Annotated in this window: 20 protein-coding genes; 8 read left to right on the top strand and 12 right to left on the bottom strand. The window is 71.9% G+C overall.

Features of this window, described 5'->3' with window-relative positions; all coding sequences use genetic code 11:
• Positions 1 to 124: 124 nt before the first annotated feature.
• Positions 125 to 6,382 (bottom strand): pullulanase-type alpha-1,6-glucosidase, encoded by a 6,258-nt coding sequence (gene pulA / locus M1L56_RS02300; RefSeq protein WP_248597980.1) that lies wholly within the window; start codon positions 6,380 to 6,382, stop codon positions 125 to 127.
• A gap of 289 nt (positions 6,383 to 6,671) precedes the next feature.
• Here pulA and M1L56_RS02295 point away from each other — a divergent pair, with 289 nt between their 5' ends.
• Positions 6,672 to 8,720 carry a carbohydrate binding domain-containing protein gene (locus tag M1L56_RS02295; protein ID WP_248597979.1) on the top strand — a complete coding sequence of 683 codons (2,049 nt, stop codon included), beginning with the start codon at positions 6,672 to 6,674 and terminating at the stop codon, positions 8,718 to 8,720.
• A 228-nt stretch (positions 8,721 to 8,948) separates the two neighbouring features.
• Here the strand turns inward: M1L56_RS02295 and ccsB are convergent, their stop codons facing one another.
• From ccsB to M1L56_RS02270, 5 genes are all read right to left on the bottom strand, one after another.
• Positions 8,949 to 9,944: a c-type cytochrome biogenesis protein CcsB gene (ccsB, locus tag M1L56_RS02290; RefSeq protein WP_067948322.1), complete on the bottom strand. Its 996-nt coding sequence runs from the start codon at positions 9,942 to 9,944 to the stop codon at positions 8,949 to 8,951.
• Between the two features lie 113 nt (positions 9,945 to 10,057).
• A complete protein-coding gene (locus M1L56_RS02285; protein WP_248597978.1) occupies positions 10,058 to 11,848 on the bottom strand; it encodes a cytochrome c biogenesis protein ResB in 1,791 nt (596 codons plus the stop codon).
• Complete coding sequence (locus tag M1L56_RS02280; RefSeq protein WP_248597977.1) at positions 11,826 to 12,578, bottom strand: cytochrome c biogenesis CcdA family protein; 753 nt, start codon at positions 12,576 to 12,578, stop codon at positions 11,826 to 11,828. The genes M1L56_RS02285 and M1L56_RS02280 overlap by 23 nt, the downstream gene beginning before the upstream one ends.
• Positions 12,579 to 12,590: 12 nt before the next feature.
• Complete coding sequence (locus M1L56_RS02275) at positions 12,591 to 13,196, bottom strand: TlpA disulfide reductase family protein (RefSeq protein ID WP_248597976.1); 606 nt, start codon at positions 13,194 to 13,196, stop codon at positions 12,591 to 12,593.
• On the bottom strand, positions 13,196 to 13,840 hold the full coding sequence (locus tag M1L56_RS02270) for a histidine phosphatase family protein (RefSeq protein WP_248597975.1): 645 nt from the start codon (positions 13,838 to 13,840) through the stop codon (positions 13,196 to 13,198). The genes M1L56_RS02275 and M1L56_RS02270 overlap by 1 nt, the downstream gene beginning before the upstream one ends.
• Before the next feature lie 107 nt (positions 13,841 to 13,947).
• On the opposite strand from M1L56_RS02270, the gene aspS reads away from it, so the two are divergent.
• Positions 13,948 to 15,291 (top strand): aspartate--tRNA(Asn) ligase, encoded by a 1,344-nt coding sequence (gene aspS / locus M1L56_RS02265; protein WP_248597974.1) that lies wholly within the window; start codon positions 13,948 to 13,950, stop codon positions 15,289 to 15,291.
• A 68-nt stretch (positions 15,292 to 15,359) separates the two neighbouring features.
• On the opposite strand, the gene M1L56_RS02260 is transcribed toward aspS, so the two are convergent.
• Positions 15,360 to 16,268: an endonuclease domain-containing protein gene (locus M1L56_RS02260; RefSeq protein ID WP_248597973.1), complete on the bottom strand. Its 909-nt coding sequence runs from the start codon at positions 16,266 to 16,268 to the stop codon at positions 15,360 to 15,362.
• A gap of 247 nt (positions 16,269 to 16,515) precedes the next feature.
• On the opposite strand from M1L56_RS02260, the gene M1L56_RS02255 reads away from it, so the two are divergent.
• Positions 16,516 to 17,427 (top strand): formylglycine-generating enzyme family protein, encoded by a 912-nt coding sequence (locus tag M1L56_RS02255; RefSeq protein WP_248597989.1) that lies wholly within the window; start codon positions 16,516 to 16,518, stop codon positions 17,425 to 17,427.
• A gap of 4 nt (positions 17,428 to 17,431) precedes the next feature.
• Here the strand turns inward: M1L56_RS02255 and M1L56_RS02250 are convergent, their stop codons facing one another.
• From M1L56_RS02250 to M1L56_RS02240, 3 genes are all read right to left on the bottom strand, one after another.
• Positions 17,432 to 19,084 (bottom strand): FAD-dependent oxidoreductase, encoded by a 1,653-nt coding sequence (locus M1L56_RS02250; RefSeq protein ID WP_248597972.1) that lies wholly within the window; start codon positions 19,082 to 19,084, stop codon positions 17,432 to 17,434.
• Positions 19,085 to 19,166: 82 nt separating this feature from the next.
• Positions 19,167 to 19,442: a glutaredoxin family protein gene (locus M1L56_RS02245; protein WP_248597971.1), complete on the bottom strand. Its 276-nt coding sequence runs from the start codon at positions 19,440 to 19,442 to the stop codon at positions 19,167 to 19,169.
• Between the two features lie 80 nt (positions 19,443 to 19,522).
• Entirely contained in the window at positions 19,523 to 19,621 is a 99-nt protein-coding gene (locus M1L56_RS02240) for a 30S ribosomal protein bS22 (RefSeq protein WP_003792170.1), read from the bottom strand.
• Positions 19,622 to 19,760: 139 nt separating this feature from the next.
• On the opposite strand from M1L56_RS02240, the gene M1L56_RS02235 reads away from it, so the two are divergent.
• Complete coding sequence (locus M1L56_RS02235; RefSeq protein ID WP_248597970.1) at positions 19,761 to 20,270, top strand: GNAT family N-acetyltransferase; 510 nt, start codon at positions 19,761 to 19,763, stop codon at positions 20,268 to 20,270.
• A gap of 5 nt (positions 20,271 to 20,275) precedes the next feature.
• On the opposite strand, the gene M1L56_RS02230 is transcribed toward M1L56_RS02235, so the two are convergent.
• A complete protein-coding gene (locus M1L56_RS02230) occupies positions 20,276 to 20,716 on the bottom strand; it encodes a helix-turn-helix transcriptional regulator (protein ID WP_067948275.1) in 441 nt (146 codons plus the stop codon).
• A gap of 64 nt (positions 20,717 to 20,780) precedes the next feature.
• Here M1L56_RS02230 and M1L56_RS02225 point away from each other — a divergent pair, with 64 nt between their 5' ends.
• Together M1L56_RS02225 and M1L56_RS02220 are read left to right on the top strand one after the other, a co-directional pair.
• Positions 20,781 to 22,247 (top strand): TrkH family potassium uptake protein, encoded by a 1,467-nt coding sequence (locus M1L56_RS02225; protein ID WP_248597969.1) that lies wholly within the window; start codon positions 20,781 to 20,783, stop codon positions 22,245 to 22,247.
• The gene (locus tag M1L56_RS02220; protein WP_067948273.1) at positions 22,240 to 22,908 is read left to right on the top strand and encodes a TrkA family potassium uptake protein; all 669 of its coding nucleotides are present in this window, start codon (positions 22,240 to 22,242) and stop codon (positions 22,906 to 22,908) included. Before M1L56_RS02225 ends, M1L56_RS02220 begins: the two co-directional genes overlap by 8 nt.
• Before the next feature lie 19 nt (positions 22,909 to 22,927).
• Here M1L56_RS02220 and M1L56_RS02215 read toward each other — a convergent pair whose 3' ends face one another.
• Entirely contained in the window at positions 22,928 to 23,323 is a 396-nt protein-coding gene (locus tag M1L56_RS02215) for a hypothetical protein (RefSeq protein WP_248597968.1), read from the bottom strand.
• 101 nt (positions 23,324 to 23,424) lie between these two features.
• Between M1L56_RS02215 and M1L56_RS02210 the strand changes: the two genes are divergently transcribed.
• Both M1L56_RS02210 and M1L56_RS02205 read left to right on the top strand, forming a co-directional pair.
• Complete coding sequence (locus M1L56_RS02210) at positions 23,425 to 24,357, top strand: ABC transporter ATP-binding protein (protein WP_248597967.1); 933 nt, start codon at positions 23,425 to 23,427, stop codon at positions 24,355 to 24,357.
• Complete coding sequence (locus tag M1L56_RS02205) at positions 24,354 to 25,976, top strand: ABC transporter permease (RefSeq protein ID WP_248597966.1); 1,623 nt, start codon at positions 24,354 to 24,356, stop codon at positions 25,974 to 25,976. The genes M1L56_RS02210 and M1L56_RS02205 overlap by 4 nt, the downstream gene beginning before the upstream one ends.
• Positions 25,977 to 26,001: the final 25 nt, after the last annotated feature.

Raw genomic sequence — 26,001 nt, 5'->3', positions numbered from 1 at the left:
GGGGGGGGGGGGGGGGGGCGGGGGGGGCGGGGGGGGGGGGGGGGGGGGGGGGGGGGGGGGGGCCCCGCGCCCCCCGGGCCGAGCGTCCGGGCGGAGCGGCGCACACCCGCCCCGCCCGGCCGCGTCAGGCCGTGCCGCGCAGTCGCCGCACGCGGGGCGCGGCGAGCATCAGGCCGACCGCGAGCAACGCGATCGCGAGGAACCCGGCGAGGCTCGCCTGCAGGCCCGTGAGCCCGAGCGAATTCACCGCCGTGAGCTCCGCCACCGCCTCCGTGCCCGAGGCGACGCCGATCAGCCGGATGTGGTGGTCGCCGAGCTCGGTGCCCTCGGGGATGCCGATCTCGAACTCGACCGTGCCGTCCGCGGAGGCGGGCTGCGCCTCCATGAGCGTCGGCGTCGACTCCAGCCACACCTGCACGAGCTCGCCCTTCGCGAAGCCCTTCCCGGACACGGCCAGGGTCGAGCCGGTCTGCACCGACGCCGCGTCCAGGCGGACGACGGGCTTGCCGGGCTGCTCGGGCTTGCCGGGCTTCTCCGGCTTGCCCGGCTTCTCCGGCTTGCCCGGCTTCTCGGGCTTGTCCGGCTTGCCGGGCTTGTCCGGCTTGCCGGGCTTCTCGGGCTTGCCCGGCTTGTCGGGCTTGCCGCCGCCGGGCTTGGCCTGGTCGTCGACGAGCACCGCCGCCGTGCGGGCCGGGATCGTGAGCGTGCCGGTCGCGGCCTCCCACGCGGTCTGCTTGACGACCGCGTCGGTCCCGTTCGCGAGCGCCGGGGCGAGGGCGAACCCGCGACCGGCGAGTCCGTCCACCGCCTCGGTGATCGGCTCGGCGGAAGCGTTGAACACGACCAGCGCACCCTCGAGCTCGGGGTCGACGTCGTCGCCCACGAGGTCGTCGATGAGCATCACGATGAGCCCGTCCGTGGCATCCGCACCGCTGTTCGGGAACGACACCTTCTGCGTGATGAGCTCGGCCGAGCCCAGCTTGAGCAGGTCGACGCTGTCGCGCACGCGCAGCAGGTCGAGCGCGGCGGCCTCGGCGGCGGCGATGTCCGCCGGAGCGGGCTTCAGCGCCGGGTCGGCGAGCAGCGTCGCCATCGTCGGCCAGTGGTCCTCGTTGTCGGACTTCATCGGCAGGCCCGACCCGAAGGTCGACTCCTGGCCGGTCCAGTCGATCCGGTTGAACCAGTCGCCCGAGTTGTAGCTGTTGCGGTCGAGCGACTTCGAGCGGAGCAGCTCGGTGCCGGCGTGCCAGAACGACGGGCTCTGCGAGAACGTCACGGTCGCGAGCGACAGCGTGTTCATGCGGATGCGGTCGGCCATCGACGTCTCCTGCGGCAGCTTCAGCACGCCCAGGTCGAACAGCGTCTCGTTGTCGTGCGCGTCGACGTAGTTGATGACCTCCTCGGGGTGGTCGGCGTAGCCGGCCGGCGACCCGTTGTAGTCGACCTCGGCGCCCGACTTCAGCACCCCGTCGTACCCGGTGAACTGGAAGTCGCGAAGGTTGCCCGCGAGGCCGATCTTCACGAGGTCGGTCTGCTGGCCGAGGTTCCGGATGCCGTCGCGCTGGGGCAGCCCGTTCGGCTCGCCCGCGAGGCCGGTGCCGAAGCCCTGCTCGTACTTCGAGTCGCCCGCGACCGGGCTGCCGCCGTGCACGCCGTCACGCAGCCGGTCGTTGAACGTCGCGATGCCCGTGCCGCCGAGCTGGCCCTGGGAGGCCTGCTCGAACCGCGCGTTGTTCGCGACCTCGCCGAAGTTCCAGCCCTCGCCGTAGAGGAAGACCTTCGAGCCGTCGACGCCGTCCTCGGCGAGCGTGAGCTCGTCGAGCGCCGCGCGCACGGCCAGGAGGTTCGCCTTGGAGTGGTGGCCCATCAGGTCGAAGCGGAAGCCGTCGACCTTGTACTCCTTCACCCAGAGCACGGTCGAGTCGACCATGAGCTTCTCGGCGACGGCGTGCTCGGTCGCGACGTTCTGGCAGCACGTCGAGGTCTCGACGCCGCCGGTCGCGTTCAGGCGGTGGTAGTAGCCGGGCACGACCTTGTCGAGCACCGACTTCTGGCCCTGGCCCGACTCGGCGGTGTGGTTGTACACCTCGTCGAGCACGACCTGCATGCCCGTGGCGTGCAGGGCGCCGACCATCTCGCGGAACTCCGCGACGCGCGCGCCGCCGTCGGGGTCGACCGCGTAGGAGCCCTCGGGCGCCTGGAAGTGGTACGGGTCGTAGCCCCAGTTGAAGCCGTCGAGGTCGCGGATCGCCTCGATGCAGGCCTGCTGCTCCTCCGAGGCCGGACCGTACGACTCGAGGTCGCAGTCGGGGGTCGCCTGCTGGTCGCGGCGCTCCTCGATGGTCGCGATGTCGAACGTGGGCAGCAGGTGCACCGTGTTGATGCCGGCCGCGGCGAGCTCGCGCAGCTGCGCACTGCCCGCACTGTTGCGGGTGAACGCCCGGTAGGTGCCGCGCTCGGCCTCGGGCACCGTCTCATCGGTGATCGAGAAGTCGCGCACGTGCAGCTCGTAGATCGCCCGGTCGACCTGCCGCTCGACGACCGGTGCGGGCGTCTCGGCCCACAGCTCGGGGGCGAGCGCCGGGTCGTCGAGGTCGACGACGACGGTGCGGGCGGAGTTCACGGTGAGCGCGACCGAGTACGGGTCGGTCACCGAGTTGCGCTCCACCTTGCCGGTGGTCGGGGCGTACACCTCGACGAGCCAGCGGTACTCGTCGCCCGCCTCGATGCCCTCGTCGACCGACCACGCGCCGGACTCGGCGTCGAACTCGGCCGGCAGCACCTCGGGGTCGCCCGTCGCGCCGGCGGCCCAGACCTGGGCCGACACCGACTTCGCGGTCGGCGCCCAGACCGAGAGGCTCGCGGCGTCGCCGTCGACCGTGGCGCCGAGCGAGGCGGATGCCACGCCCTGGGCGTAGAGGTCGTCGAGCACGCCCGGCAGCTGCACGCCGGTCATCGCGGTGAGCTCGTCGCCGGCGCGCTGCGCCACCTGGAGCTCGCCCGTGACGAGTTCGGCGATCGCCGCGCGGTCGAGGCCGACGGGCCGGAGCGCCACGTAGCTCGCGAGGTGCGGGAACCGCGCGGTGAGCTCCGCGCCGATGCCTGCGGGCTCGTGGGCGAGCTCGACCGTCCGGTCGGCGCCGGTCACCGCGCCGTCGGCGGTGCCGAGCCCGCCGTCGGCGGCGAACTCGAGCGTGTAGGCGCGGTCCGCCGCGTTCGCTCCGCCGAGGAGCGAGGCGGGCCAGGCGAGCGTCTCGGCGTCGAGCCAGTACGCGCGCTGCTGTCCGGTGCCCGCGAGCGGCGGGTCGGCCACGACGACCTCGAGCACGTGGGTCTCGAGCGTGTAGCGGAAGGTGACGAACTCGCCGGCCTTGCCGACGACGAACGAGATGTTGCCGCCGTTGCGGACGCCGTCGACGCCGTAGTTCTCATCCCACGACAGGCCGTGCGCGACCTTCAGCTCGTAGGAGCCGGCCGGCAGGCCGTTCGTCGAGAACTCGTAGACGCCGTCCTTGTCGCCGTCCTGCGCGAAGGTGACCATGCAGTCGGGCTGCCAGTCGCCGGGGCAGCCGAGTTCCGACTGCATGCTGCCGGGCAGCGTGACGATCGGGCCCTCGGCGGTGGACGAGAACACCTTGCTGCGCGGGTCCCAGTAGAAGGTGACCGCGCCGCCGCTCGTCGTGTAGGTGGCGTTCGCGCCGTCCTGCACGCCGTTGGCGCCGTAGTTCAGCGCCCAGCTGCCGTTGATCGCGACCTTGTACTCGTACGTGCCGGCCGGGATCTGTAACGTGCCGGCGTAGATGCCGTCGGCGCGCTTGGTGAGCTTCGCGGCCTCGCAGCCGGGCTGCCAGTCGCCCGGGCAGCCCATCTCCGAGTTGTGGCTGCCGGGGACGGTCACCAACTCGATGTCGGTCTCGGGCTCCTCGACGACCGCGAGGTTCACGGCGTTGCCCACGGAGGCGTAGGTCGATGCGGCGGCCCGGTTGCCCGCGGCATCCGTCGACACGGCCCGGTACTCGACCAGCGTGCCCTTCGCGAGGCCCGCGGTGTCGTGGTAGACGCGCGGCGTCGTGTCCTCCGCGGTGCCGAGCGGCGTCCACTCGTCGGAACCGGCCACGCGCCAGGCGAAGCTCGTCTCCTGCCACGTGGCGTCGGCGACGTCGGCCGAGACGGGTGCGACGCCCGTGACGCCGGCCCCGGCGACGGGCACGTCGACGGCGATGGCGGATGCCGCCTCGGGGGCGGTCACCTCGCGGTCGGCCTTCCACACCACGGCGCCGAGCGCCGGCACGGTGACGGATGCCACGCCGTCGGCGTTCGCGGTCAGGGCCTGCCCGTCGCCGTACAGCACCTCGAACGCGCCGTCGGCGGTGAGGGTGGAGACCTCCACCGTCTTGGCCTCGTTGGCGTTGTTCATGGCGACCAGGTACTCGACCTGCTCGTCGCGGTCGACGCGGCTGAAGGCGTACACGCCCGCGCCGTCGGCGACGAAGCGCTCGATCTGCGCGCCCTGCTCGAGCGCCGGGTGCGCCTTGCGCAGCTCCGCGAGGCCGGCGATGTGCTCGTAGAGCGGCGCGTCGGTGCCGTAGCGGTCGACGCTGCCGGCGTTCTCGCCGGTGACGAGCGGCTGGTTCACGTACTCGTCGACCTGGCTCGCGAAGAGCGTCTGGCGGGCGTCCTTGTCGCCGCCCGTGCCCGCGAAGCCCTGCTCGTCGCCGTAGTAGACGACCGGCTGGCCGCGCGTGAGGTACATGAGCTCGTGCGCGAGCTCGTTGCGCTGCACCGCGGTGGCGCCCGAGTTCGCGAGGAAGTAGCCGATGCGACCCATGTCGTGGTTGCCGAGGAAGGTCGGCAGGGCCGTCGCCGACGAGTCGGGCGTCGTGTAGTAGTCGTCACCGGCGAACAGCGACTGCAGGTTCTTCGCCGAGTTGCCGGCGGCGAACGACACGGCCTGCGACTGGAAGGTGAAGTCGAGCACCGAGTTCATGTCGCTGTTGCGCACGTACGGCGAGAGCTTCACCGGGTCGGCGTCGTAGACCTCGCCGAACATGAAGAAGTCGGGCTTGCCCTGCGCATGGGCGTACTCGAGGACCTCGGTCGACCACTCCTCCCAGAACTCGAAGTTCACGTGCTTGGCGGTGTCTATGCGGAAGCCGTCGATGCCGAGGTCGACCCAGTCCTGGTACACCTCGATGAAGCCGTCGACGACGGTCGGGTGCTCGGTCATGAGGTCGTCGAGGCCGACGAAATCGCCGAACGTCACCGATTCGCCCGACCAGGTCGAGTCGCCGCGGTTGTGGTACAGCGTCGGGTCGTTGAGCCACGCGGGGACCTTGACGTCGGCCTCCTCAGGCGCGACGGTCGGCGTGTACGGGAAGCTCGTGGCGGGGTCGAGCGCCGGGAAGTCGGCGCTGCCCGCGATGGTGCTCGGGTCGAACACGTTGCCGTCGGCGTCGCGGTACGGGCTCGTGGCCTTGTCGATGTACGAGTACTGGCCCTCCTCGTACGAGATCACGTCGGCCGTGTGGTTCGTGATGATGTCGAAGTAGACCTTGATGCCGCGCTCGTGCGCCTCGTCGATGAGCGCCTCGAGCTCGGCGTTCGTGCCGAGGTGCGGGTCGATCTGGGTGAAGTCGGTGATCCAGTAGCCGTGGTAGCCGGCGCTGGCGTTCGCACCCTCGCCCTGCACGGGCTTGTTCTTGAAGCTCGGCGTGAACCAGATGGCGGTCGTGCCGAGCCCCTCGATGTAGTCGAGGTGATCGCGGATGCCCTGGATGTCGCCGCCGTGGTAAAAGCCCTTGTCGGTGGGGTCGAAGCCGTGCGCGAGGCGGTCTCCCTCGATGCCGGCGGTGTCGTTCGACTCGTCGCCGTTGGCGAAGCGGTCGGTCATGACGAAGTAGAAGTTCTCGGCGCTGCCCGGCTGGCGGACGGGCGGCAGCGCGAGCGCGGCATCCGCCTGCTCGTCGTACGCGCCACGGGTGCTCAGCAGCTCGAGGCCGACGCGCTTCTGGGTGTCGTCGAACACGACGCGCACGTCGGTGTCGCCGCCGACCGTGAGCGGGATGTTGTCGCCGCCCCCGTCGAGACCCCACGAGGCGTCCCACGAGTCGTTCGCCGCGACCTTGTACTCGTACGAGCCCGCCGGGACGGTGAACTCGGCGGCGTAGAGGCCCGCGGTGTCGGTGGGCAGCAGCTCGGTGGCCTCGCAGCTCGGCTGCCAGTCCTCGGAACAGCCCAGTTCGCTCTGCAGCGAACCGACGAGTGCGAACGTGTCGCCCTCCTCGGCTGCAGCCCCGATGGGAACGACGGCGAGCACGGATGCCGCGACGGCGCCCGTCACCCCCAATGCCAACCAGCTGCGAGCGCTCGCTCGATGCGTCATCTTCGACTCCCGATTTCACGGCACGACGACGTGCCTGAACGACATTGGGTGCGACGCTATCGCGGCAGCCCGGTTAATGCAAACGCTTGCAACACACCTCTTGCGCTCGTCGGACCTCGTGCCTATCTTGGGGGGCAGTCGTCGTCGTGACGCGGCTGCCGCAGCGACGCGGCAGTGGCGCGGTCTTCTCAGGGATCCCGGCCTGGAACCGCAGAACTGCAAAGGAATCGGCTCCATGACAGGCCTTCCCGACTCCGGGACGCTTCGACGCCCCGGCCCGCGCAAGCGTTTGCGAACGCTGATCGCGGTCACCGCCGCCGCGGTCCTCGCCGGCCTCGCCGCGATCGGTCCCGGCGCGCCCGCCGGCCCCGCCGAGGCGGCCGCCCCCGGCCCGAAGGACGCCACCGCGGTGCTCTTCTCGTACACCTGGAACGCCATCGCCCGCGAGTGCACCGAGAACCTCGGACCCGCCGGCTACGGCTACGTGCAGACCTCGCCGCCGCAGGAGCACGTGCAGGGCCCGCAGTGGTGGATCCACTACCAGCCCGTCAGCTACCGCGTCGAGTCGCGCCTCGGCACGCGCGCCGAGTTCAAGGCCATGGTCGACACGTGCCACGCGGCCGGCGTGAAGGTCATCGCCGACGCCGTCATCAACCACATGAGCGGGTACAGCGCGGGCGGCGTCGGCTGGGCCGGCTCGTCGTTCCAGCACTACTCGTACCCCGGCATCTACCAGTCGCAGGACTTCCACTCGTGCCGACGCGACATCGCGAACTACCAGGACCGGTGGGAGGTGCAGGAATGCAACCTCGTGAACCTCGCCGACCTGAACACCGGCTCGGCCTACGTGCAGGGCCGCATCGCCGCGTACCTCAACGACCTCGTCTCGCTCGGCGTCGACGGGTTCCGGATCGACGCCGTCAAGCACATCTCGGCGGCCGACATGAACGGCATCCTCTCGCGCGTCAGCGACCGGGCGCGTCTCTACCTCGTGCAGGAGGTCATCCGCGCCAACGAGCCCGTGCAGCCCGAGGAGTACCTGGGCCTCGGCGACATCCATGAGTTCGCGTATGCGCGCAAGCTCAAGGAGGCGTTCGGCGGCCGCACCCTGAACTGGCTCATCAGCGGCGCGGGCATCGGTCCGAGCTGGGCCGGCTTCCTGCAGAACGCGGACGCCGCGGTGTTCGTCGACAACCACGACACCGAGCGCAACGGCGAGACGCTGAGCTACCGCGACGGCGCGGCGTACGACCTCGCGCAGGTGTTCACGCTCGCGTGGAACTACGGTTCGCCGTCGATCCACTCCGGGTACCAGTTCTCGAACAAGGACGCCGGACCGGCGCTCGCGGGCAACGGACGCGTGGTGGATCCCGTGTGCGGGCAGAACGGCTGGACCTGCAAGCATGCCCAGACGAACATCGAGAACATGGTCGGCTTCCGCACGGCCACCTACGGCACCGCGATCACGAACAAGTGGGACAACGGCTCGTCGGCGATCGCGTTCGGTCGCGGCGACAAGGGCTTCGTCGCCATCAACCGCGGCACCGCGGCGGTCGACCGCACCTGGCAGACGTCCCTGCCTGCTGGGCGCTACTGCAACGTGATCGTCGGGCTGCCGACGGCGAGCGGATGCAGCGCCGGCGGCGCGATCACGGTCGACTCGAGCGGCCGGTTCGCGGCATCCGTCGCCGCCGACACCGCGCTCGCCCTCCACGTCGGCGCGAAGGCCGGCGGCGCCGGCACGACCCCGCCGCCGACCGGATCGACGATGACCGTGTACTTCGCGACCACGAAGGGCTGGCCGAACCACTACGTGCACCACCGCGTCGGCTCGGGCGCATGGACCGCCCTGCCCGGCGCAGCGATGGCGGCGGCCTGCACCGGTTGGGTGTCCAGGACCATCGACCTCGGATCGGCGACGGGCATCACCGCGGCCTTCACCAACGGCGCGGGCGCGTGGGACAACAACGGCGGGCGCGACTACGCGCTCACCGGATCCGTCGCCGCCGTGAAGGACGGGGTCGTCACCGCGACGAACCCGTGCGCCGCGCAGCCCACCTCGACCACGGTGTACTACGCGACCGGATGGAGCACCGCGAACATCCACTACCGCGTCGGGTCGGGCGCCTGGACGGCGGTGCCGGGCGTCGCGATGGCGAACGCCTGCGCGGGCTGGAAGTCGAAGACCATCGAGCTCGGCGCGGCATCCGGCATCACCGCGGCCTTCAACAACGGCGCCGGCACGTGGGACAACAACGGCGGGAAGGACTACGCGATCGGGGCGGGCGCGATGAAGGTGCAGAACGGCACCGTCACCGCCGGTGACCCGTGTAGCTGAGAGACCTCACGGCGGCCGGGGCTTCCGGCGCCGTGAGCCGGGAAGGGGCGGCATCGGCGCGAGCTCGCGTCGATGCCGCCCTGTTGCGCGTCAGCGCGGGCGCGGCCTCCCGCCGCCGGTGCCGCAGGCGTTCGAGTGCGCGATTCGACGACGAGCGCGCGTGCCGGCGCCCGCGCACTCATCGCGAGAACGCGCGCTCGGCGACCGGGGATCCGCCGGGCGGTCGGATCAGAGACCCGAGTACGCGTGCAGTCCCTTGAAGAACAGGTTCACCACGGTGAAGTTGAACAGCACCGCCGAGAAGCCGATGATCGCGAGCCAGGCCGAGCGGGTGCCGCGCCAGCCACGCGTCGCCCGAGCGTGGATGTAGCCGGCGTAGACCACCCAGATGATGAAGGTCCACACCTCCTTGGTGTCCCAGCCCCAGTAGCGGCCCCAGGCCTTCTCGGCCCAGATCGCGCCGGCCATCAGGGTGAAGGTCCAGAGGATGAAGCCGATGATGTTGATGCGGTACGCGAGGTTCTCGAGCGAGGCCGCGCTCGGGAGGGTCGCGAGGAACGACTTCTTCGCGGCATCCGCCGTTGCCGCGATCGCCTCGCGACGCGACTGCATGAGCTGCACGACCGACAGCGCGAAGCCGAGCGCGAAGAAGCCGACCGCGGCGGTCGCCACGAACACGTGGATGACGAGCCAGTACGACTGCAGGGCCGGCGGCAGCGGGACGACGCTGACGTAGAAGTTCACCGTCGCGACGCCGAGCGAGACGAGCACGAGGCCCGTGATGAACGTGCCGAGGAAGCGCAGGTCGGTCGTGCGCGAGAAGGTGATGACGACGAGGTAGACGGTCGTGATGACGAGGGTGCCCGTGAGCGCGAACTCGTACATGTTGGCCCACGGCACGCGCTCGGCGGCGATACCGCGCAGCACCGTCGCGGCGAGGTGCAGCGCCCACGCTATCACCGTCATGGCCACGGCGACGCGCAGCGACGGCGAGCGGCCGTACGCGACGGCGCCGTCGCCACCCGGTCGAGCGGATGCCGCCTTCGCCGGGGCGTTCGCCTTCACCGCGGTCTGCACGGAACCACCGGCCGCCGCGGTCGCGGCAGCCTTCGAGGTCGTGCCGGACGCGGCCGCGACCTGGGCGTCGGCCGCCGTGGCGGACGCCGCCGATCGCTTGGCGAGGTCGATCGAGTAGGCGATGAACGCGATCGCGTACACGGCCATGGCCGAGTACACGGAGAGGATGGAGATCTCGTCGAGCGTCACTGTTCTACCTTACGTCGAAGAATGTTCGGGTTCGCTGGGGGGTCTCGGTACGCGTGCGGCTCCGCCGCGCGCTACTCGGCCACCGGTTCCTTCCCGGCGTGCGCGTCGGCGAACTCCTCGACCGCGCGCTCGAGGCCCGGGTCGTCGCCGCGGGCGAGGCCCGCGTACTGCAGCACCGTCGAGCCATCCGCTCGGGTCACCGCCTTGACCCACATGCGCCGGCGCGGCACGAACAGCGACAGCAGCAGCCCGCCGAGGATCAGCACCGAGAACACCAGCACCCAGCCCTGCGACGGGTCGTGGTGCACGTCGAACGAGGCGAACCGCGGCACGCTCTCGGAGTAGTCGCCGTCCGCGGCATCCGGGGTCGCGTTCTCGAACTCGACCGTGCCGAGCCCGTTCGGCAGCTCGGCGGACTCGCCCGGCATGAGCTCGATCGAGTCGACGCCGGTCTGCCCGCCCGTGAGCTGCTCCATGCCGCTCGTGTCGAGCTGGTACACCGACCGCGGGGTGCCCTCGTTGATGCCGAGGTCGCCCTGGAACACGTTGAGCGTCAGCACCGGATACACGAGGTCGGGGTACGACGACGTGAACGCGCCGGACGACAGCGTGGTCTGCGTCGGGTAGAAGAAGCCGACCATGCCGACCTGCTCGTCGAGGCCGTCCGGCACCTTCACGACGCCGATCGAGGTGAGGTTCGCGTCCTGCGGGAGGAACGGCACCGAGTCGGTGAACACGACCTCGCCGTCGGGGTCGCGGACCGTGATCGTCGGGGCGTACCCGTTGCCGAGCAGGTACACGTCGGTGCCGTACTCGTAGAGCGGCTCGTTGACCTTGAGCTCGCGGGCCGCCGCCTCGCCGTCGCCCGTGATCGACACACGCGCCGTGAAGTCGATCGGCTGCCCGAGCGCGTCGCGGTTCTCGGTCTCGTAGACCGCCTCGAGCTCGTCGAGCGTGAGCCGGTACGGGGTGAGCGACGTGTCGTCGAAGAACCGGCCGGGGTTGAACGAGTCGTAGGCGGCGAGCGTGTTCACGAACGACTGCCCCTCGACGATCACGCGCTGACCCGAGAAGCCGAAGCCGCCGCCGATGCCGACGGCGACGAGCACGCCGACGAGCGCGGTGTGGAACACGAGGTTGCCGGTCTCGCGCAGGTAGCCGCGCTCCGCCGAGACGGACGGCGCACCGCGCACGTCGTAGCGCTCGACCCGGTACCCGGCGCGCTTGAGGTCGGCGGCGGCGCGCTCGATCGCGACCTCCGAGGTCGGGGCCCCGTCCGTCGCGTCCGACGAGGCGAGGGGGCGCTCGACGTACGCCGGCAGCCGATCGAGCCGCGCCGGGGTCTTCGGCGGCCGAGCACGCAGCGCCTGGAAGTGGTGCTTCGTGCGCGGCACGATGCAGCCGATGAGCGAGACGAACAGCAGCAGGTAGATCGACGAGAACCAGACCGACGTGTACACGTCGAACATCTGGAACGAGTCGAGCACCGGCGCGAGGTCGGGGTTGTCGGCGAAGTACTGCACGACGCCGTTCGGGTCGCTCGAGCGCTGCGGCACGAGCGAGCCGGGGATCGCCGCGATCGCGAGCAGCAGCAACAGCAGCAGGGCCGTGCGCATGCTCGTGAGCTGCCGCCACGCGAAGCGCAGCCACCCCACCGGTCCGAGCTTCGGCCCCGTGACGGCGTCGCCCCGGTTCCGGTCAGCGGATGCCGCGCGGCCGGGGTCGCCCGCGTCCGCGCCGGCGCCCGCGTCCGCGCCCGTCGTGCCGTCGTCGTAGTCGGAGGGGCGCAACGGGTCGACGCCGGTGTCGCGCGCGGACGCGGCATCCGCTCGCTCAGCCTCAGATCGCCGGGACGAAACCACTGATCACCGCCTGCAGGTCGTACATCCAGATGGTCCACAGGCCCGACACCATCAGCAGGCCGATCACGATGAGCAGCGCGCCCCCGACGATGTTCACCGCGCGGATGTGGCGCCGCACGAACGCGAGCGCGTTCGCCGCCCAGCCGAATCCGAACGCGACGAGCACGAACGGGATGCCGAGGCCGATGCAGTACGCGAGGCCCAGCAGCGCACCGCGACCCGGGTTCGCGGAATCCGCGCTGAGCGCGAGCACGACGGCGAGGGTCGGGCCGATGCACGGCGTCCACCCGAGCCCGAACACGATGCCGAGCAGCGGCGCCCCCGCGAGCCCCGTCGCCGGACGCCACGACGGCTTGATCGTGCGCTGCAGGAACGTGAACTGCCCGATGAACACGAGGCCCATGACCACCAGCACCACGCCGAGCACCCGGATGATCAGGTCGGAGTACAGCCGCAGCCACGCCCCGAGCACCCCGAATGCGGTCGTGAAGATGAGGAACACGAGCGTGAACCCGGCGATGAACAGCAGCACCCCGAGCAGCAGGCGACGACGCGCGCGGCGCTGCTCGTCGACCTCGGCGCTCGCCTCGGCGAACCCGCCCAGGTAGCCGAGGTACCCGGGCACGAGCGGCAGCACGCACGGCGACAGGAACGACACGAGGCCCGCCGCGATCGCGATGGGCACGGCCACGAGCAGCTGGCCGCTGAAGATGATCTCGCCGAGTTCCATCCGTCGCCGCCGCTACGCCGCCGCGGCCTCGTCGACGAGGTCGCCGACGATGGTCGACAGGATCGACGCGTCCTTCAGCTGGCCGAGGATCCGCGCCGCGACCCGGCCCTCGGCGTCGAGCACGAGCGTGGTCGGCACGGCCGACGGGGGCACGTCGCCCGCGAACGCGTACTGCACGGCGCCGTCGTTCACGTCGATGATCGACGGGTAGGTGATGCCGTAGTTCTGCTCGAAGGATGCCGCGGTCGCCGCCTGGTCGCGCACGTTCACGCCGACGAACGCGGCGCCCTCGCCGTGGAACTCCTCGTGCACCTGCTGCAGCAGCGGCGCCTCGGCGCGGCACGGCGCGCAGCCGGCGTACCAGAAGTTCACGACCACGACCTCGCCCGTCAGGTCGGCCGAGTCGATCGGCTCGCCCTCGATGGACTCGCCCGCGAACTCGACCGGCTCGCCGCGCTGGTCGGCGGGGAACTCGGCGATCGTGCCGTCACCGGCGATGTAGCCCTTGTTGTCGCCCGCGCGGTACTGCTCGGCCAACGGGTCGCTCGAGCATCCGGCGAGCACGAGCACGGATGCCGCGGCGAGCGCCACCGCGGCGGAGAACCGGCGGCTGCCCATCACACCGCCCCCACATCGGTCGCCTGCTCCTGGAGCCCGGCGGCGGGGTCGCGATACCCGACCTCGACGAAGCGGCGGCCGCGCCGCTCGAACGTGGTGATGCTCGAGAGCGCGCAGCGGCGACGGCGCGGGTCGTGCGCGAGGGACTTGCCGGCCACGCGGCGGTGCACCATCCAGATCGGGAGCTGGTGACTGACGAGCACCACGTCGCCGCCGTCGACGGAGTCCGCGGCGTCGGTCATCGCGGCGAGCATGCGGTCCGCGATCGAGCGGAACGGCTCGCCCCAGCTCGGCTCCCACGGGTTGACGAGGAACGCCCAGTTGCGCACGTCGCGCAGGGCCGAGTCGCGCCCCGACATCCGCTTGCCCTCGAACCGGTTCGTCGGCTCGATGATGCGCTCGTCGAGCGTCGGCTCGAGCGAGAACGCCTTGCCGATCGGCTCAGCGGACTGCTGGGTGCGCTGCAGCGGCGAGGAGACGAGCGCGGCGACGTCGCGCTTGCGCATCGCGAGGTCGACCGCGGCCGCCTCGGCCATCGCGTGACCGAGGTCGCTCAGTCCGAACCCGGGGAGGCGACCGTAGAGCACGCCCTGGGGGTTGAAGACCTCGCCATGGCGCACGAGATGGATCTGCTCGGCCGGCACGCCCTCCAGTCTACGAAGCGGTTCCCTTTGAATCCCCCGAGCGCCGGCGCGGGAGCGGGAAGGAGCCCGGTCGGGCGGGGAAACCGCGGCCGGTAGGATGGGCGCTCGTGAACACGCGCACCCTGGTCAAGCAGCTCGCCGCCCTCCCCGACGGCCCCGTCACCGTCGCCGGATGGGTCGAGACCGTCCGTGATCAGAAGAAGGTGCAGTTCATCATCCTGCGCGACGAGTCCGGCGCGGTGCAGCTCGTGAACCCGGCCGTGCGCGAGCTCGACCCCGAAGGCGTCAGCGTCGGCGCCGCCGAGGCGTTCGCGCTGACCGAGCAGATCTCGGCGCTCGGCCACGGCACGTTCATCACCGTCACCGGCCAGCTGAAGCACGACGAGCGCGTGAAGCTCGGCGGGCTCGAGGTGAAGATCGAGTCGCTCGAGATCGTCACCGAGGCCGAGGAGACGCCGATCGCGGCCGACTCCAGCCTCGACAAGCGCATGGACTGGCGCTTCCTCGACCTGCGCCACCCGAAGCAGAACCTCATCTTCCGCGTGCAGACCACGTTCCTGCACGCGCTCCGCACGTACTGGGTCGAGCGCGACTGGGTCGAGATCCAGACGCCGAAGCTCATGGCCTCGGCATCCGAATCGCGTGCCGAGCTGTTCGAGCTCGGGTACTTCGAGGGCAAGGCGTACCTCGCCCAGAGCCCGCAGTTCTTCAAGCAGATGGCGCAGCCCGCCGGCCTCGGCCGCGTGTTCGAGGTGGGCCCGGCGTTCCGCGCCGATCCGTCGTTCACGTCGCGCCACGCGACGGAGTTCACGTCGATCGACGCCGAGATGAGCTGGATCGACTCGCACGAGGACGTCATGCGGATGCACGAGGAACTCCTCGTCGCGGGCTTCACGGCCGTGAAGGAGAAGCACGGCGCCGAGATCGCCGAGCTGTTCGGCGTCGAGGTGACCGTGCCGACCACGCCGTTCCCGCGCATCCCGCTCGCCGAGGCGAAGGAGATCGTCGCGTCCCGCGGCTACGTCGTCCCGCGCGCCGACGCCGACATGGACCCGGAGGGCGAGCGCCAGATCTCGCAGTACGTCAAGGAGGAGCTCGGTCACGAGTTCGTGTTCCTCACCGACTACGCGTCGAGCATCCGGCCGTTCTACCACATGCGCCACGAGGGCGACCCGTCGCTCACGAACTCGTACGACCTGATCTACAACGGCGTCGAGATCTCGACGGGCGCGCAGCGCGAGCACCGCATCGACGTGCTCGTCGAGCAGGCGAAGGAGAAGGGCCTCGACCCCGAGGAGCTGGGGTTCTATCTCGACTTCTTCCGCTACGGCGTGCCCCCGCACGGCGGCTTCGGCATGGGCCTCGCGCGTCTGCTCATGCTGATGCTGCACGAGCACTCGATCCGCGAGACGACCTACCTCTTCCGCGGTCCCACCCGCCTCCTCCCCTGACTTTCTCCCCGTGAGCGCGTCGAGATGACGCGAATCGTCGTCGACCCGCCGGCGAACAGCCGATCGCGTCATCTCGCGGCCGACGCGGTCCAGCCGGCGGCGGTGAGGGCGTCGCGCACGCGTTCGATGCGGTCGGTGCGGCGGGGGCCGACGTGCGTGGCGTTGAAGCGGATGACGCGCCACCCGGCGTGCGCGAGGTCGTCCAGCCGATCGACGTCGCGGCCGTACTGCCGCCGCTCGAGCCGGTGGTGCTCGCCGTCGTACTCGACGATCACGCGCCACTCGGGGTAGACCAGGTCGGCGATGGCGATCTGCCGCCCGTGGGCGTCGTGGATCGCGACGTTGACCTCGGGCTCGGGCAGCCCCGCCTCGATGAGGTCGAGCCGGAGCTCGGTCTCGGCCGGCGAGTCCGTGCGGGCGCGCACCTTCGCGAGGGCCCGCACGAGCTTCCGGCTCCCGCGCCGCCCGGCCATGCGCCGCGTCGCGGCGCGCAGCTGCTCGAGCGTGGCCGGTGCATGGCGCCGGCGTACGAGCGCGTCGCCCAGCACGACCAGCTGCCGCTCGGTGAGTTCGGCCGCGAGCTGGCACCACGCGTCGACTGCCGACACGACCCGCAGGCCGTCGATCTCGACGACGCGCACCAGGTCCGGCCGGAGGCGGTGCCCGCGGACCCCACGTGCTCGCGGGATCCCGTGCGGTTCGCACGCCCCCACGTCGATGAGCCCGTCGCCTCGCGAAGGGACGGGGAGGCCGTGCAGTGCTGCGGCGGTCCGGTGCGTGAAGGCCTCGCAGGGCCGCATCCGCTCGCCGTACGCCCGGCATCGCACGCGCAGGTCGGGGTCGACGGACGCCGCGAGCCGGACCCCGTGGAACGGCCGGGTGAGATCGGCCCCCCGAAGCCGGCCCGGCCCGAGGCCGGCGGCCCGGCCCCGCTCGAGGGAGAACGGGCCGCTCGCGACCTCGTCCGGCAGTCTCACGCGCGCACCCACCGCGCCAGTGTCCCGCTCCCACGCCGACGCCCCCGCCCGTCCCCCTTCCCCGTGGACGCGCCCCCGTCCCCCCACCCTGTGGAGAACCAGTCCCCCTCCCCTGCCCCCTCCCCACCCGGGCCGTGAGATGACGCGAAGCGCCGCTTCGGCGCGCTCCACGAGCGATTCACGTCATCTCACGGCCCGGCGCAGGGGGCGGGCGTAGGCTCGGGGGGTGGGGGCGACGACGACCGGGATGGTGCGGCTGCCCGGCGGCGCGTTCCGCATGGGCTCGACCGAGCAGCCCGAGGAGGGCCCGGTCCACGTGCGCCAGGTGCCCGCGTTCGAGCTCGATGTGCACCCGGTGACGAACGCGCAGTTCGCCGCGTTCGTCGACGGCACCGGGTACCTCACGGTCGCCGAGCGCGACCTCGACCCGTCCGACTTCCCCGGCGCCGACCCGGCCGAGCTCGTGCCCGGGTCGCTGGTGTTCACGCCGACCGACGGGCCGGTCGACCTGCGCGACTGGCGCCAGTGGTGGCGTTGGGTGCCGGGCGCGAGCTGGCGGCATCCGTTCGGCCCGGGCACGACCGTCGACGACCGGCCGGACCACCCGGTCGTGCACGTCGCCTTCGAGGACGCCGCCGCCTACGCGGCCTGGGCCGGCAAGCGGCTCCCGACCGAGGCCGAGTTCGAGTTCGCGGCGCGCGGCGGGCTCGACGGCGCCCGGTTCGCGTGGGGCGACGACGAACGCCCCGACGGCCGCCTCATGGCGAACAGCTGGCAGGGCGACTTCCCGTACCGCAACACCGGGGCGAGCGGATGGCGCGGCACCTCCCCCGTCGGCACCTTCCCTCCCAACGGCTACGGCCTGGTCGACATGACCGGCAACGTGTGGGAGTGGACGACCGACTACGCCACCCCGCGCCACGTCGTGCCGGGCGCCGAACCGGGCCGGGGCGTCGAGCGCGGCGGCCGCCGCGACCTGCTGACGGATGCCGCGGCGAGCGCCGAACCCGGGTCCCGCATCCCCCGCCGGGTGCTCAAGGGCGGTTCGCACCTCTGCTCACCGCAGTACTGCCTCCGCTACCGGCCGGCGGCACGGTCGCCGCAGGCGGAGGACTCGTCCACGACGCACGTCGGGTTCCGCTGCGCGCGGGACGCCTGACGCGTCATCCGCTCGTCGTCGCGCCGCGGGTAGCGGCGGGGCCGGGTGCCGCCTCGCCGCCCACGGCAGCGGGTTCCTCGACCCCGGCGTCGCGCTCGGCGGTCGCGCTCGAACGCGCGGCGCGGAGCACGACCTCGAGCGGTGCGGCGTCGGCGCGGGCGAGGTCGGCGACCGCGGGACCCTCGATGCGGCGTCCGCGGTGATCGAATCGGGAGGCGTGCAGCGGGCAGTCCCAGGTCGACTCGGCGGCGTTCCAATTCAGCACCCCGCCGAGGTGCGGGCACACGGCCGACACCTCGCACGTGTCGCCGCCGACCGTCGAGATGCCCACCGGGCGGAGTCCGCGCCGGGCGATGCCGCCGGCTCCCTCGGGGGGCATCGGTGCGATCTCCGCCTCGGGCGAGCGCAGCGCGCCGACCCAGCCCTGCACCGCCGCGACGCCGGTCCGGATACCGGCCACGGCCCCGTTCGCGAGGTCGGCGGGTCGGGTGAGCCGCGTGCCGATGGTGCGGGCCCAGTCGGGTCGGCGAGCGCCGAGGATCTCGTGCGAGATGCGGATGCCCGCGGCGACGCCGTTGGTGAGCCCCCACTTGCCGTACCCGGTGCCGAACCAGACGCGGCCGCGGCCGCGCGGCATCCGCCCGACGAACGGCACGGTGTTGAGCGAGTGGTAGTCCTGCGCGGCCCAGTGGTCGGGGTCGCCCGCGTCGGGCCACCAGGCGCGGGTCCAGTCGAGGATCTCGTCGAGCAGTTCGGCGGTGTCGGCGCGACCGGTCGGGTGGTCGCCCCCGCCGATGATGAGACGGGTGCGTCCGCCCCAGTCGGCCGAGCGGATGCTTCGGGACGGGTCGTCGACCGACAGGTAGAGGCCGTCGGGCAGCCCGGTCCCGGCCCCCGGCGATCCGGCCGGTCCCGCGGACGGCAGCTCGAACGACACGAGCATCGAGCGCACGCCGCTCGCCTTGGCCCAGTACAGGCCGCGATCGAGGATCGGCGTGCCGGTCGCGATGACGACGGATCCGGCGGTGAAGACGCCCGCCGAGGTGCGCACGCGCACCGGGTCGGTCGCCCGCACGCCCAGCACGCGGATGCCGGTGACGAGGTCGCCGCCTGAGGCGACGAACAACTCCGCGAGTCCGCGCATGAGCTCAGCCGGGTCGAGCGCGAGCTGCTCGTCGAGCGCCGCGGCCCCGGCGAGCGGGAACGGCACGTCGTCGGCGACATCGCGCACCCGCCGCACCGGCAGCCCGGCTTCGCGCCCGGCGCGCACCTCGGCGTCGACGGCGTCCAGTCCGTCGACGGACTGCGCGTAGCTGTACGCCGTCGCCTCGCGGAAGCCCACTCCGGCGCGCTCGCACGCGCGCCGCAACCAGTCCTGCCCGGCCCGGTTGGCCTGCGCGTAGGCCCGCACCAGCGCCGCCGGGTGGTGCCGGCGGATGGTCGACAGGCGCGTGCCCTGCAGCAGGCTGGCCTTGCCGGTGTTGCGTCCGCTCGCGAGCGCGCCCGGGACGTCCTGCTCGAGCACGATGACGCGGCGGCCCGCGTCGCGCAGCATGATCGCCGTCGAGAGCCCGGTGATGCCCGCGCCGACGACGATCACGTCGGCGTGGTCGGGCACGCCGGGGAGGGCAGCAGCGGGCACATCAGTGGTCGTCATGCGGCCAGTCAACGCCACGCGGCATCCGTCGTCACCCCCTTGAGCGAACGGATGCCGCAGGCTAGCGCCGCACGGGCGCCGCTCAGCCGCGCGCGAGCAGCGCGGTCTTCAGCCGCACCGGGTCGAGCCGCCAGTAGGCGTGCATCTCGCCGTCGATGAGGAGCACCGGGATCTCCTCGGCGTACCGGGCGCGCAGCGCCTCGTCGTCGAGGATGCTCAGTTCGTCGAGCGTCGTGCGGGGCGAGCCGGGCGTGGCGGCGAGTTCCTCGCGCACGCAGGCGACCACCTCGCGTGCGTCGTCGCACAGGTGGCATCCGGGCTTGCCGATGAGGGTGAGACGGATGTCGCGGGGGGCCATGCGCTCAGGATACGTCGCCGGAAGGCAGCGAAAAGCGCCAGGCCGACGGCCTGACGCTTCGTGCCGATCGCCGGAGCGACCTACTTCTTGTTGCGACGCTGGTGGCGCGTCTTGCGAAGCAGCTTGCGGTGCTTCTTCTTCGCCATGCGCTTGCGACGCTTCTTGATGACGGAACCCACGAAAACCTCACAAAGATCCGAGTCGGCCGCGCGTGCCGCAGCCGAGGGCCGAAAGGCCTCGCGGTAGTCTAGCCCATTCGCCGATCAGGTCGCGAAACGCCCGGGTCGACGCGGGTGCGGCATCCGCTACCGTCGAGGGATGCCGCGACCCGAACTCGTGATCCGCACCACCGGCGAAGACGACTGGCAGGCGGTGCGCGCACTGCGACTCGAGATGCTGCGCGACACCCCCATCGCCTACGCCGACACGCTCGAGCGGGCCCTCCAGTACGACGAGGCCGAGTGGCGCGTGCGGGCGCGCCGCGGCGAGGGGCCGAACCAGACCGTCGTCGTCGCCATCGAGGACGGCCGGTGGGTGGGCACCATGGGCTGCTACGTGCCGGATGCCGAGACGGGGCCGCTCCTCGTCGGCGTCTACGTGGCGCCCGACCGGCGCGGCGACGACGCCGGTGTGACGCGCGCGCTGCTCGCCGAGATCGAGCACTGGGCTTCGGAGCGAGCCGACACGCTCCGGCTCGAGGTGCACGAGGACAATCCGCGCGCGCGGCGGTTCTACGAGAAGCTCGGCTTCACCCTCACCGGGCACACCCGCCCGTACGAACTGGAGCCCGGCGGGCTCGAACTCGAGATGGCGAAGCGGCTTCGGTAGGTCGCCTAGCGACGCTTCTTGGCGGCGACGACCGCCGTGACCTGGTGGGCGGTGTCGGCGAACGCCTTGCCGAGCGCGGAGGCGAACGCGCGCTGCTCCTCCTTCAGGCTCGCGTCGCCGGCCGCGTCGACGCCGGCGAGGGCGGCCGCGTCGGCCGCGGCATCCGTCGACACGAACGGGATCAGCCAGTCCTCGAGGCGCTCGAGCGGCCCCCGGTCGAGCCGGTAGTAGCGGTGCTGGCCCTCCTCGCGCACGAAGACGAGGCCCGACTCGCGGAGCACCTTGAGGTGCTTGGACACCGTCGGCTGGCTGACGCCCAGGGCCGTCACGATCTCGCCGACGCTGATCTCGCCGTGCGACTCGGGTACCGAGGTCTCGCGGTCGAGGAGCACCCCGAGGATGTCGCGCCGGGTCGGATCCGCCACCACGTCGAAGATGTCCGCCATGCGTCAAGGGTAGTCACTCGCGACGGGGAGTACCATGACACACGCGTCGAGCGGAGGAGGGCGGATGGCCGCGCAGCCGGGGGGACGCCGTCGACCCTCGCAGCGCCCGCTCGGAGCGCGTGAGCGTCGCTCGTGGCTGGCCGGCGTCCGCGAAGCCGTCGACTCGCTCGTGCGCACGTCGCCCGCCCGCTTCGCGATCCTCATCTTCGCCGGACTCATCGGCATCACGACGCTCCTGCTGTCGCTGCCCCTCGCTCGCGCCGGCGAGGTCAGCGCGACGCCGCTCGCCGACGCGTTCTTCACCGCGACGTCGACCATCTGCGTCACGGGCCTGACCACGGTCGACATGGCGACGTACTGGTCGCCCTTCGGCAACGCCGTCATCTTCATCGGCATGAACATCGGCGGCATGGGCGTGCTGACGATGGCGTCGATCCTCGGCCTCGTGGTCTCGCGCCGGCTCGGGCTCCGGGCTCGGCTGATCGCCGCGAGCGACACGAACGCCGCGCGCGCGCACGCCGGACCGGTCTCGGAGCAGCAGGCGATCCGGCTGGGTGAGGTGGGCGGCCTGCTCGCGACTGTCGCGCTCAGCACGCTCGCGATCGAGTTCGTCATCTTCGTCGGCATGATCCCGAGCGTGCTCGCGCAGGGCTACGACTTCGGCACGAGCGTCTGGTACTCGGCCTACTACTCGGTCAGCGCGTTCACCAACACGGGCTTCAGCCCGAACCCGGAGGGGCCGGTCGAGTTCTTCGACGACTACTGGTTCCAGTCGCTCATGATGCTGGCGGTGTTCCTCGGCAGCCTGGGGTTCCCGGTGATCTTCGCGCTGCTGCGCACGTGGCGGGTGCCGCGGCGCTGGGGCGTGCACGTGAAGCTCACGCTCACCACGACCGTCAGCCTCTGGATCGCCGGCGCCCTCGCCTTCCTCGTGCTCGAGTACGACAACCCGAAGACCTACGGTGCGTTCGGGTTCGGCAAGACGCTGTACGAGGCGTTCTTCATGTCGACGATGACGCGGTCGGGCGGGTTCGCGACCATCGACATGGCCGACCTGTACGGCTCGAGCCTGCTCGTCACCGACATGCTGATGTTCGTCGGCGGCGGCTCCGCGTCGACCGCGGGCGGCATCAAGGTCACAACGCTCGCCGTGCTGTTCCTCGCCGCCTACGCCGAGGCCCGAGGCGCGCCCGCGATGGAGGCGTTCGGCCGCCGCATCCCGCGCGACATGCTGCGACTCGCGGTGAGCGTCGTGCTGTGGGGCGCGACGATCGTGGCCGTGTCGACGGTCATCATCGTGCAGATCACAAAGGCGCCGCTCGACTTCGTGCTGTTCGACGTCATCTCGGCGTTCGCGACCTGCGGGCTGTCCACCGGCCTCACCGAGTCCCTCCCACCGGAGGGCAAGTACGTGATGGCTGCGACCATGTTCATGGGACGTGTCGGCACCGTCACGCTGGCCGCGGCCCTCGCGGCGGCGCAACGGCGCCAACTGTTCAAGCGACCGGAAGAGAGGCCCATCGTTGGTTGATCGCATCAAGCACGACGCCCCCGTGCTCGTAATCGGACTCGGCCGGTTCGGGGCGGCCACCGCCGGCCAGCTCGACCGACTCGGCCGCGAGGTGCTCGCGGTCGACGAGGACGAGAACCTCGTCCAGAAGTGGGCGGAGCGCGTGACGCACGCCGTCGTCGCGGACGCGCGCTCGCTCGAGGCGCTGAAGCAGATCGGCGCGCAGGAGTTCTCGATCGCCGTGTGCGCGGTCGGCTCCTCGATCGAGGCGTCGGTGCTCATCACCGCGAACCTCGTCGACCTGAAGATCCCGCAGATCTGGGCGAAGGCGATCTCGAGCTCGCACGGCAAGATCCTCGAGCGCATCGGCGCCAACCACGTGATCTACCCCGAGCGGCAGGCGGGCGAGCGCACCGCGCACCTGGTGAGCGGCCGCATGCTCGACTTCATCGAGTTCGACGACGACTTCGCGCTCGTGAAGATGTACCCGCCGAAGCCGATCCGCGGCAAGAACCTCACCGAGTCGGGCGTGCGTTCGCGGCACAACGTCACGGTGGTGGGCGTGAAGAGCCCCGGCAAGCCCTTCACGTACGCGACCGAGAAGACGGTCGTCTCGACCCACGACCTCATCATCGTGTCGGGCACCGAGGGCGACATCGAGCGGTTCGCCGCGCTCGAGTGACGGATGCCGCGACCCGGCGTCAGTCGATGAGGCCCGCGACCGTCGACGCGATCGTCGCGAGCAGGCCGATCGACAGCAGGATCGCCGCGAGGCCGCCGAGCGCGCGCGGCAGCGGCGAGTCGGGCTGGAAGCGGAGCCGGTCGGGCGTTCGGCGCCGGTAGTACGCCGGCTGCGACTCCCCGGGCTGGATGTGCTGGCGCTCCTCCTCGTCGAGCGGCCGCTCGTGGAACTCCCCGCCCGCGAACCAGCGCACGCACGGGCCCGCAGGACCGTCGGCGACGACGGCCTCGGTGGGCTCCCAGGTGCCGTCGACCACGCGCGCGAACGCGAACGCCAGCAGGCACAGGGCGCCGCCGACGAACGTGATCCACGCGACCACCTCGCCGACGAGCGCGATCACGACGAGCACACCCATGCGCTGAGCGTACCGGCGCGATCGGGCGACGGATGACGCGGGGCCGGCGCCGCGACATCCGCCCCTACCGTCGTGCCCGCGCCGGGCGTACCATCCGCGCCATGACCACCGTGATCAGCACGCGCGCCCTCGAGAAGCGGTTCGAGCGGACGGTCGCCCTCGACGGGCTGGACCTCGAGGTGCGGGAGGGCGAGATCCACGGCTTCCTCGGGCCGAACGGCGCGGGCAAGTCGACGACGATCCGCATCCTCCTGGGGCTCGCGCGACCCACGGGCGGCGAGGCGCGGCTGTTCGGCGACGACCCGTGGCGGAACGCCGCCGCACTGCACCGGCGGGTCGCGTACGTGCCGGGCGACGTGAGCCTGTGGCCGAACCTCACGGGCGGCGAGGCGATCGACCTGCTCGCGCGTCTTCGCGGCGGCGTGGCCGACCGGGGCCGGTACGAGGAGCGGAAGGCGCGGCTGCTCGAGGCGTTCCAGCTCGATCCGCGCAAGAAAGGGCGGGCCTACTCGAAGGGCAACCGGCAGAAGGTCGCCCTCGTGGCCGCGCTCGCGACGCCGGCCGAGCTGTACATCCTCGACGAGCCGACGAGCGGCCTCGACCCGCTCATGGAGCAGGTGTTCAACCGGGAGATCACGCGCGCGGCGGGCGAGGGCGCGACCGTGCTGCTCTCGAGCCACATCCTGTCCGAGGTCGAGGTGCTGTGCGATCGGGTCACGATCATCCGGGCCGGGCGTCGGGTCGAGTCGGGGACGCTGCCCGAGCTGCGGCACCTCACCCGGTCGTCGGTCGCGTTCGCCCACCACCCGGGGCAGGACTCCGAGCTCGCCGCCCTCGAGGGCATCCACGATCTCGCGGTCGGCGACGGTCGCGTCAGCTTCACCGTCGACAGCGACCGCATCGCGGGCGTCCTGCCCGAACTCGGGCGTCTGGGCGTGCAGGGACTCACCGTCGCGCCGCCGTCGCTCGAGGAGCTGTTCCTCCGGCACTACGGCGACGAGTTGTCGCCGGTGGGCGAGGGGGCGACCCGGTGAACCGGCTCGCGGTGCTCCTCGCGCACCGGATGCGACGCGACCGCGTGCAGCTGGCGCTCTGGATCGTCGGCACGGCGGCCCTCGCGCTCATGGCGACCACGGCCGTCGCCGACACGTTCGGCGATCGGGCCGAACGCGAGTCGATCCTGCGGCTGACGATCCTCGCCCCGGCGATCCTCGTCTTCCGCGGCACGCCCAACGGGGCCGATGAGGGCGAGTTCACGACGTTCCTGATCCTCGCCTTCCTCGCGCTGCTCGCCGGGCTGATGAGCACCTTCCTCGCAGTGCGCCACACGCGCGGCGACGAGGAGCAGGGGCGCGCCGAACTCGTCGAGGCGACACCGGCCGGGCGGACGCTCCCGACGGCCGCGACCGTGGTGCACGGCATGCTCGCGAACGCGCTGCTCGGCATCGCGGTCGCGCTCGCATTCGCCATGAGCGGGCTGCCCGTCGACGGTTCGGCGGTCGCGGGCGCGGCGCTCGCGGCGACCGGGCTCGCTTTCTTCGCGATCGGCCTCGTCGCCGCCCAGGTGTTCCGCACCTCGCGCGGGGCCAACGGGTTCTCGGTCGCGATCGTGCTCGGCGCGTACCTGGTCCGCGGCCTGGGCGATGCCCTCGGCACGGCGTCCGAGGACGGGCTGACCCGGACGGCCGCGTGGCCGAGCTGGCTGTCGCCGATCGGCTGGGCGCAGCGGACCGAGCCGTTCGCGGCGAACGACCTCGCGCCGCTGCTGCTGTCGGTCGGCGTCGCGGCGCTGCTCGTCGGTCTCGTCTTCGCGTTCCAGTCCGCTCGCGACAGCGGCGCGAGCATCCTGCCCGACGCGCAGGGCCGGGCGCATGCCGGACCGCTGCTCGGCAGCGCGATCGGCCTCGCGTGGCGGCTCAACGCCGGCGCGATCCTCGCCTGGGCGGTGGGCGCGACGGTCTTCGGCGTGCTGGCCACGACGATGTCACCGCTCGTCGACGAGATCGGCTCGGACGCGCCGGCGATCGCCGAGACGCTCCGCCGGTTCGCGGGCGAGACCGCCTCGTTCGAGGAGGCGTTCGTCACGACCTTCTTCACGATGGTCGGCATCCTCACGGCCGCCGCGGCACTCCAGGCGGTCATGCGCGCCCGGCTGGAGGAGGCGCACGGCACGGCCGAGCCCGTGCTCGCCGCACCCGTCGCCCGCGAGCGCTGGCTCGGCGGGTACGCCGCGGTCGCCACGATCGCCGCGGCCGTGGTCGTCGGCCTCTCCGCGGTCGGCGCGGTGGTCGGCGCGCAGAGCACCGACGACCCCGGCGCGACGACCGAGCTCGCGCTGCGGGCGGCGGTCGCGCAGCTGCCGGCGGCGCTCGTCTACCTCGGCGCCGTGCTCCTGCTGTTCGTGCTCGCCCCGCGACTCGTCATCCCGCTGGGGTGGGCGCTGCTCGCGCTCGGGGCGTTCTTCGGCGTGTTCGGCGAGCTGCTCGGCATCCCCGAGTGGATGCACGAGCTGTCGCCGTTCGCGCACGTGCCCGTGCCCGTCGGCGGCGACGTCGACTGGACCGGCGGGACGTGGCTGCTCGCGATCGCGGTCGGGCTCGTCGCGGCATCCGTCGTGGGGATGCGCCGCCGCGAGCTCGTCACCGAGGGCTGACCGCGGGGCCGGCCGCGGGGCCGAC

The sequence above is a fragment of the Agromyces sp. C10 genome, assembly GCF_023217995.1.
Taxonomy (GTDB): domain Bacteria; phylum Actinomycetota; class Actinomycetes; order Actinomycetales; family Microbacteriaceae; genus Agromyces; species Agromyces indicus.
Note: the sequence above shows the minus strand (reverse complement) of the source record. Positions and strands in the feature narration are given on the sequence as shown.

Excerpts from the sequence above, each read along its gene's own strand:
- pulA (WP_248597980.1), bottom strand. The coding sequence starts at position 6,382 with ATGACGCATCGAGCGAGCGCTCGCAGCTGGTTGGCATTGGGGGTGACG.
- ccsB (WP_067948322.1), bottom strand. The coding sequence starts at position 9,944 with ATGGCCGTGTACGCGATCGCGTTCATCGCCTACTCGATCGACCTCGCC.
- M1L56_RS02280 (WP_248597977.1), bottom strand. The coding sequence starts at position 12,578 with ATGGAACTCGGCGAGATCATCTTCAGCGGCCAGCTGCTCGTGGCCGTG.
- M1L56_RS02275 (WP_248597976.1), bottom strand. The coding sequence starts at position 13,196 with ATGGGCAGCCGCCGGTTCTCCGCCGCGGTGGCGCTCGCCGCGGCATCC.
- M1L56_RS02255 (WP_248597989.1), top strand. The coding sequence starts at position 16,516 with ATGGTGCGGCTGCCCGGCGGCGCGTTCCGCATGGGCTCGACCGAGCAG.
- M1L56_RS02250 (WP_248597972.1), bottom strand. The coding sequence starts at position 19,084 with ATGACGACCACTGATGTGCCCGCTGCTGCCCTCCCCGGCGTGCCCGAC.
- M1L56_RS02245 (WP_248597971.1), bottom strand. The coding sequence starts at position 19,442 with ATGGCCCCCCGCGACATCCGTCTCACCCTCATCGGCAAGCCCGGATGC.
- M1L56_RS02235 (WP_248597970.1), top strand. The coding sequence starts at position 19,761 with ATGCCGCGACCCGAACTCGTGATCCGCACCACCGGCGAAGACGACTGG.
- M1L56_RS02230 (WP_067948275.1), bottom strand. The coding sequence starts at position 20,716 with ATGGCGGACATCTTCGACGTGGTGGCGGATCCGACCCGGCGCGACATC.
- M1L56_RS02225 (WP_248597969.1), top strand. The coding sequence starts at position 20,781 with ATGGCCGCGCAGCCGGGGGGACGCCGTCGACCCTCGCAGCGCCCGCTC.
- M1L56_RS02215 (WP_248597968.1), bottom strand. The coding sequence starts at position 23,323 with ATGGGTGTGCTCGTCGTGATCGCGCTCGTCGGCGAGGTGGTCGCGTGG.
- M1L56_RS02210 (WP_248597967.1), top strand. The coding sequence starts at position 23,425 with ATGACCACCGTGATCAGCACGCGCGCCCTCGAGAAGCGGTTCGAGCGG.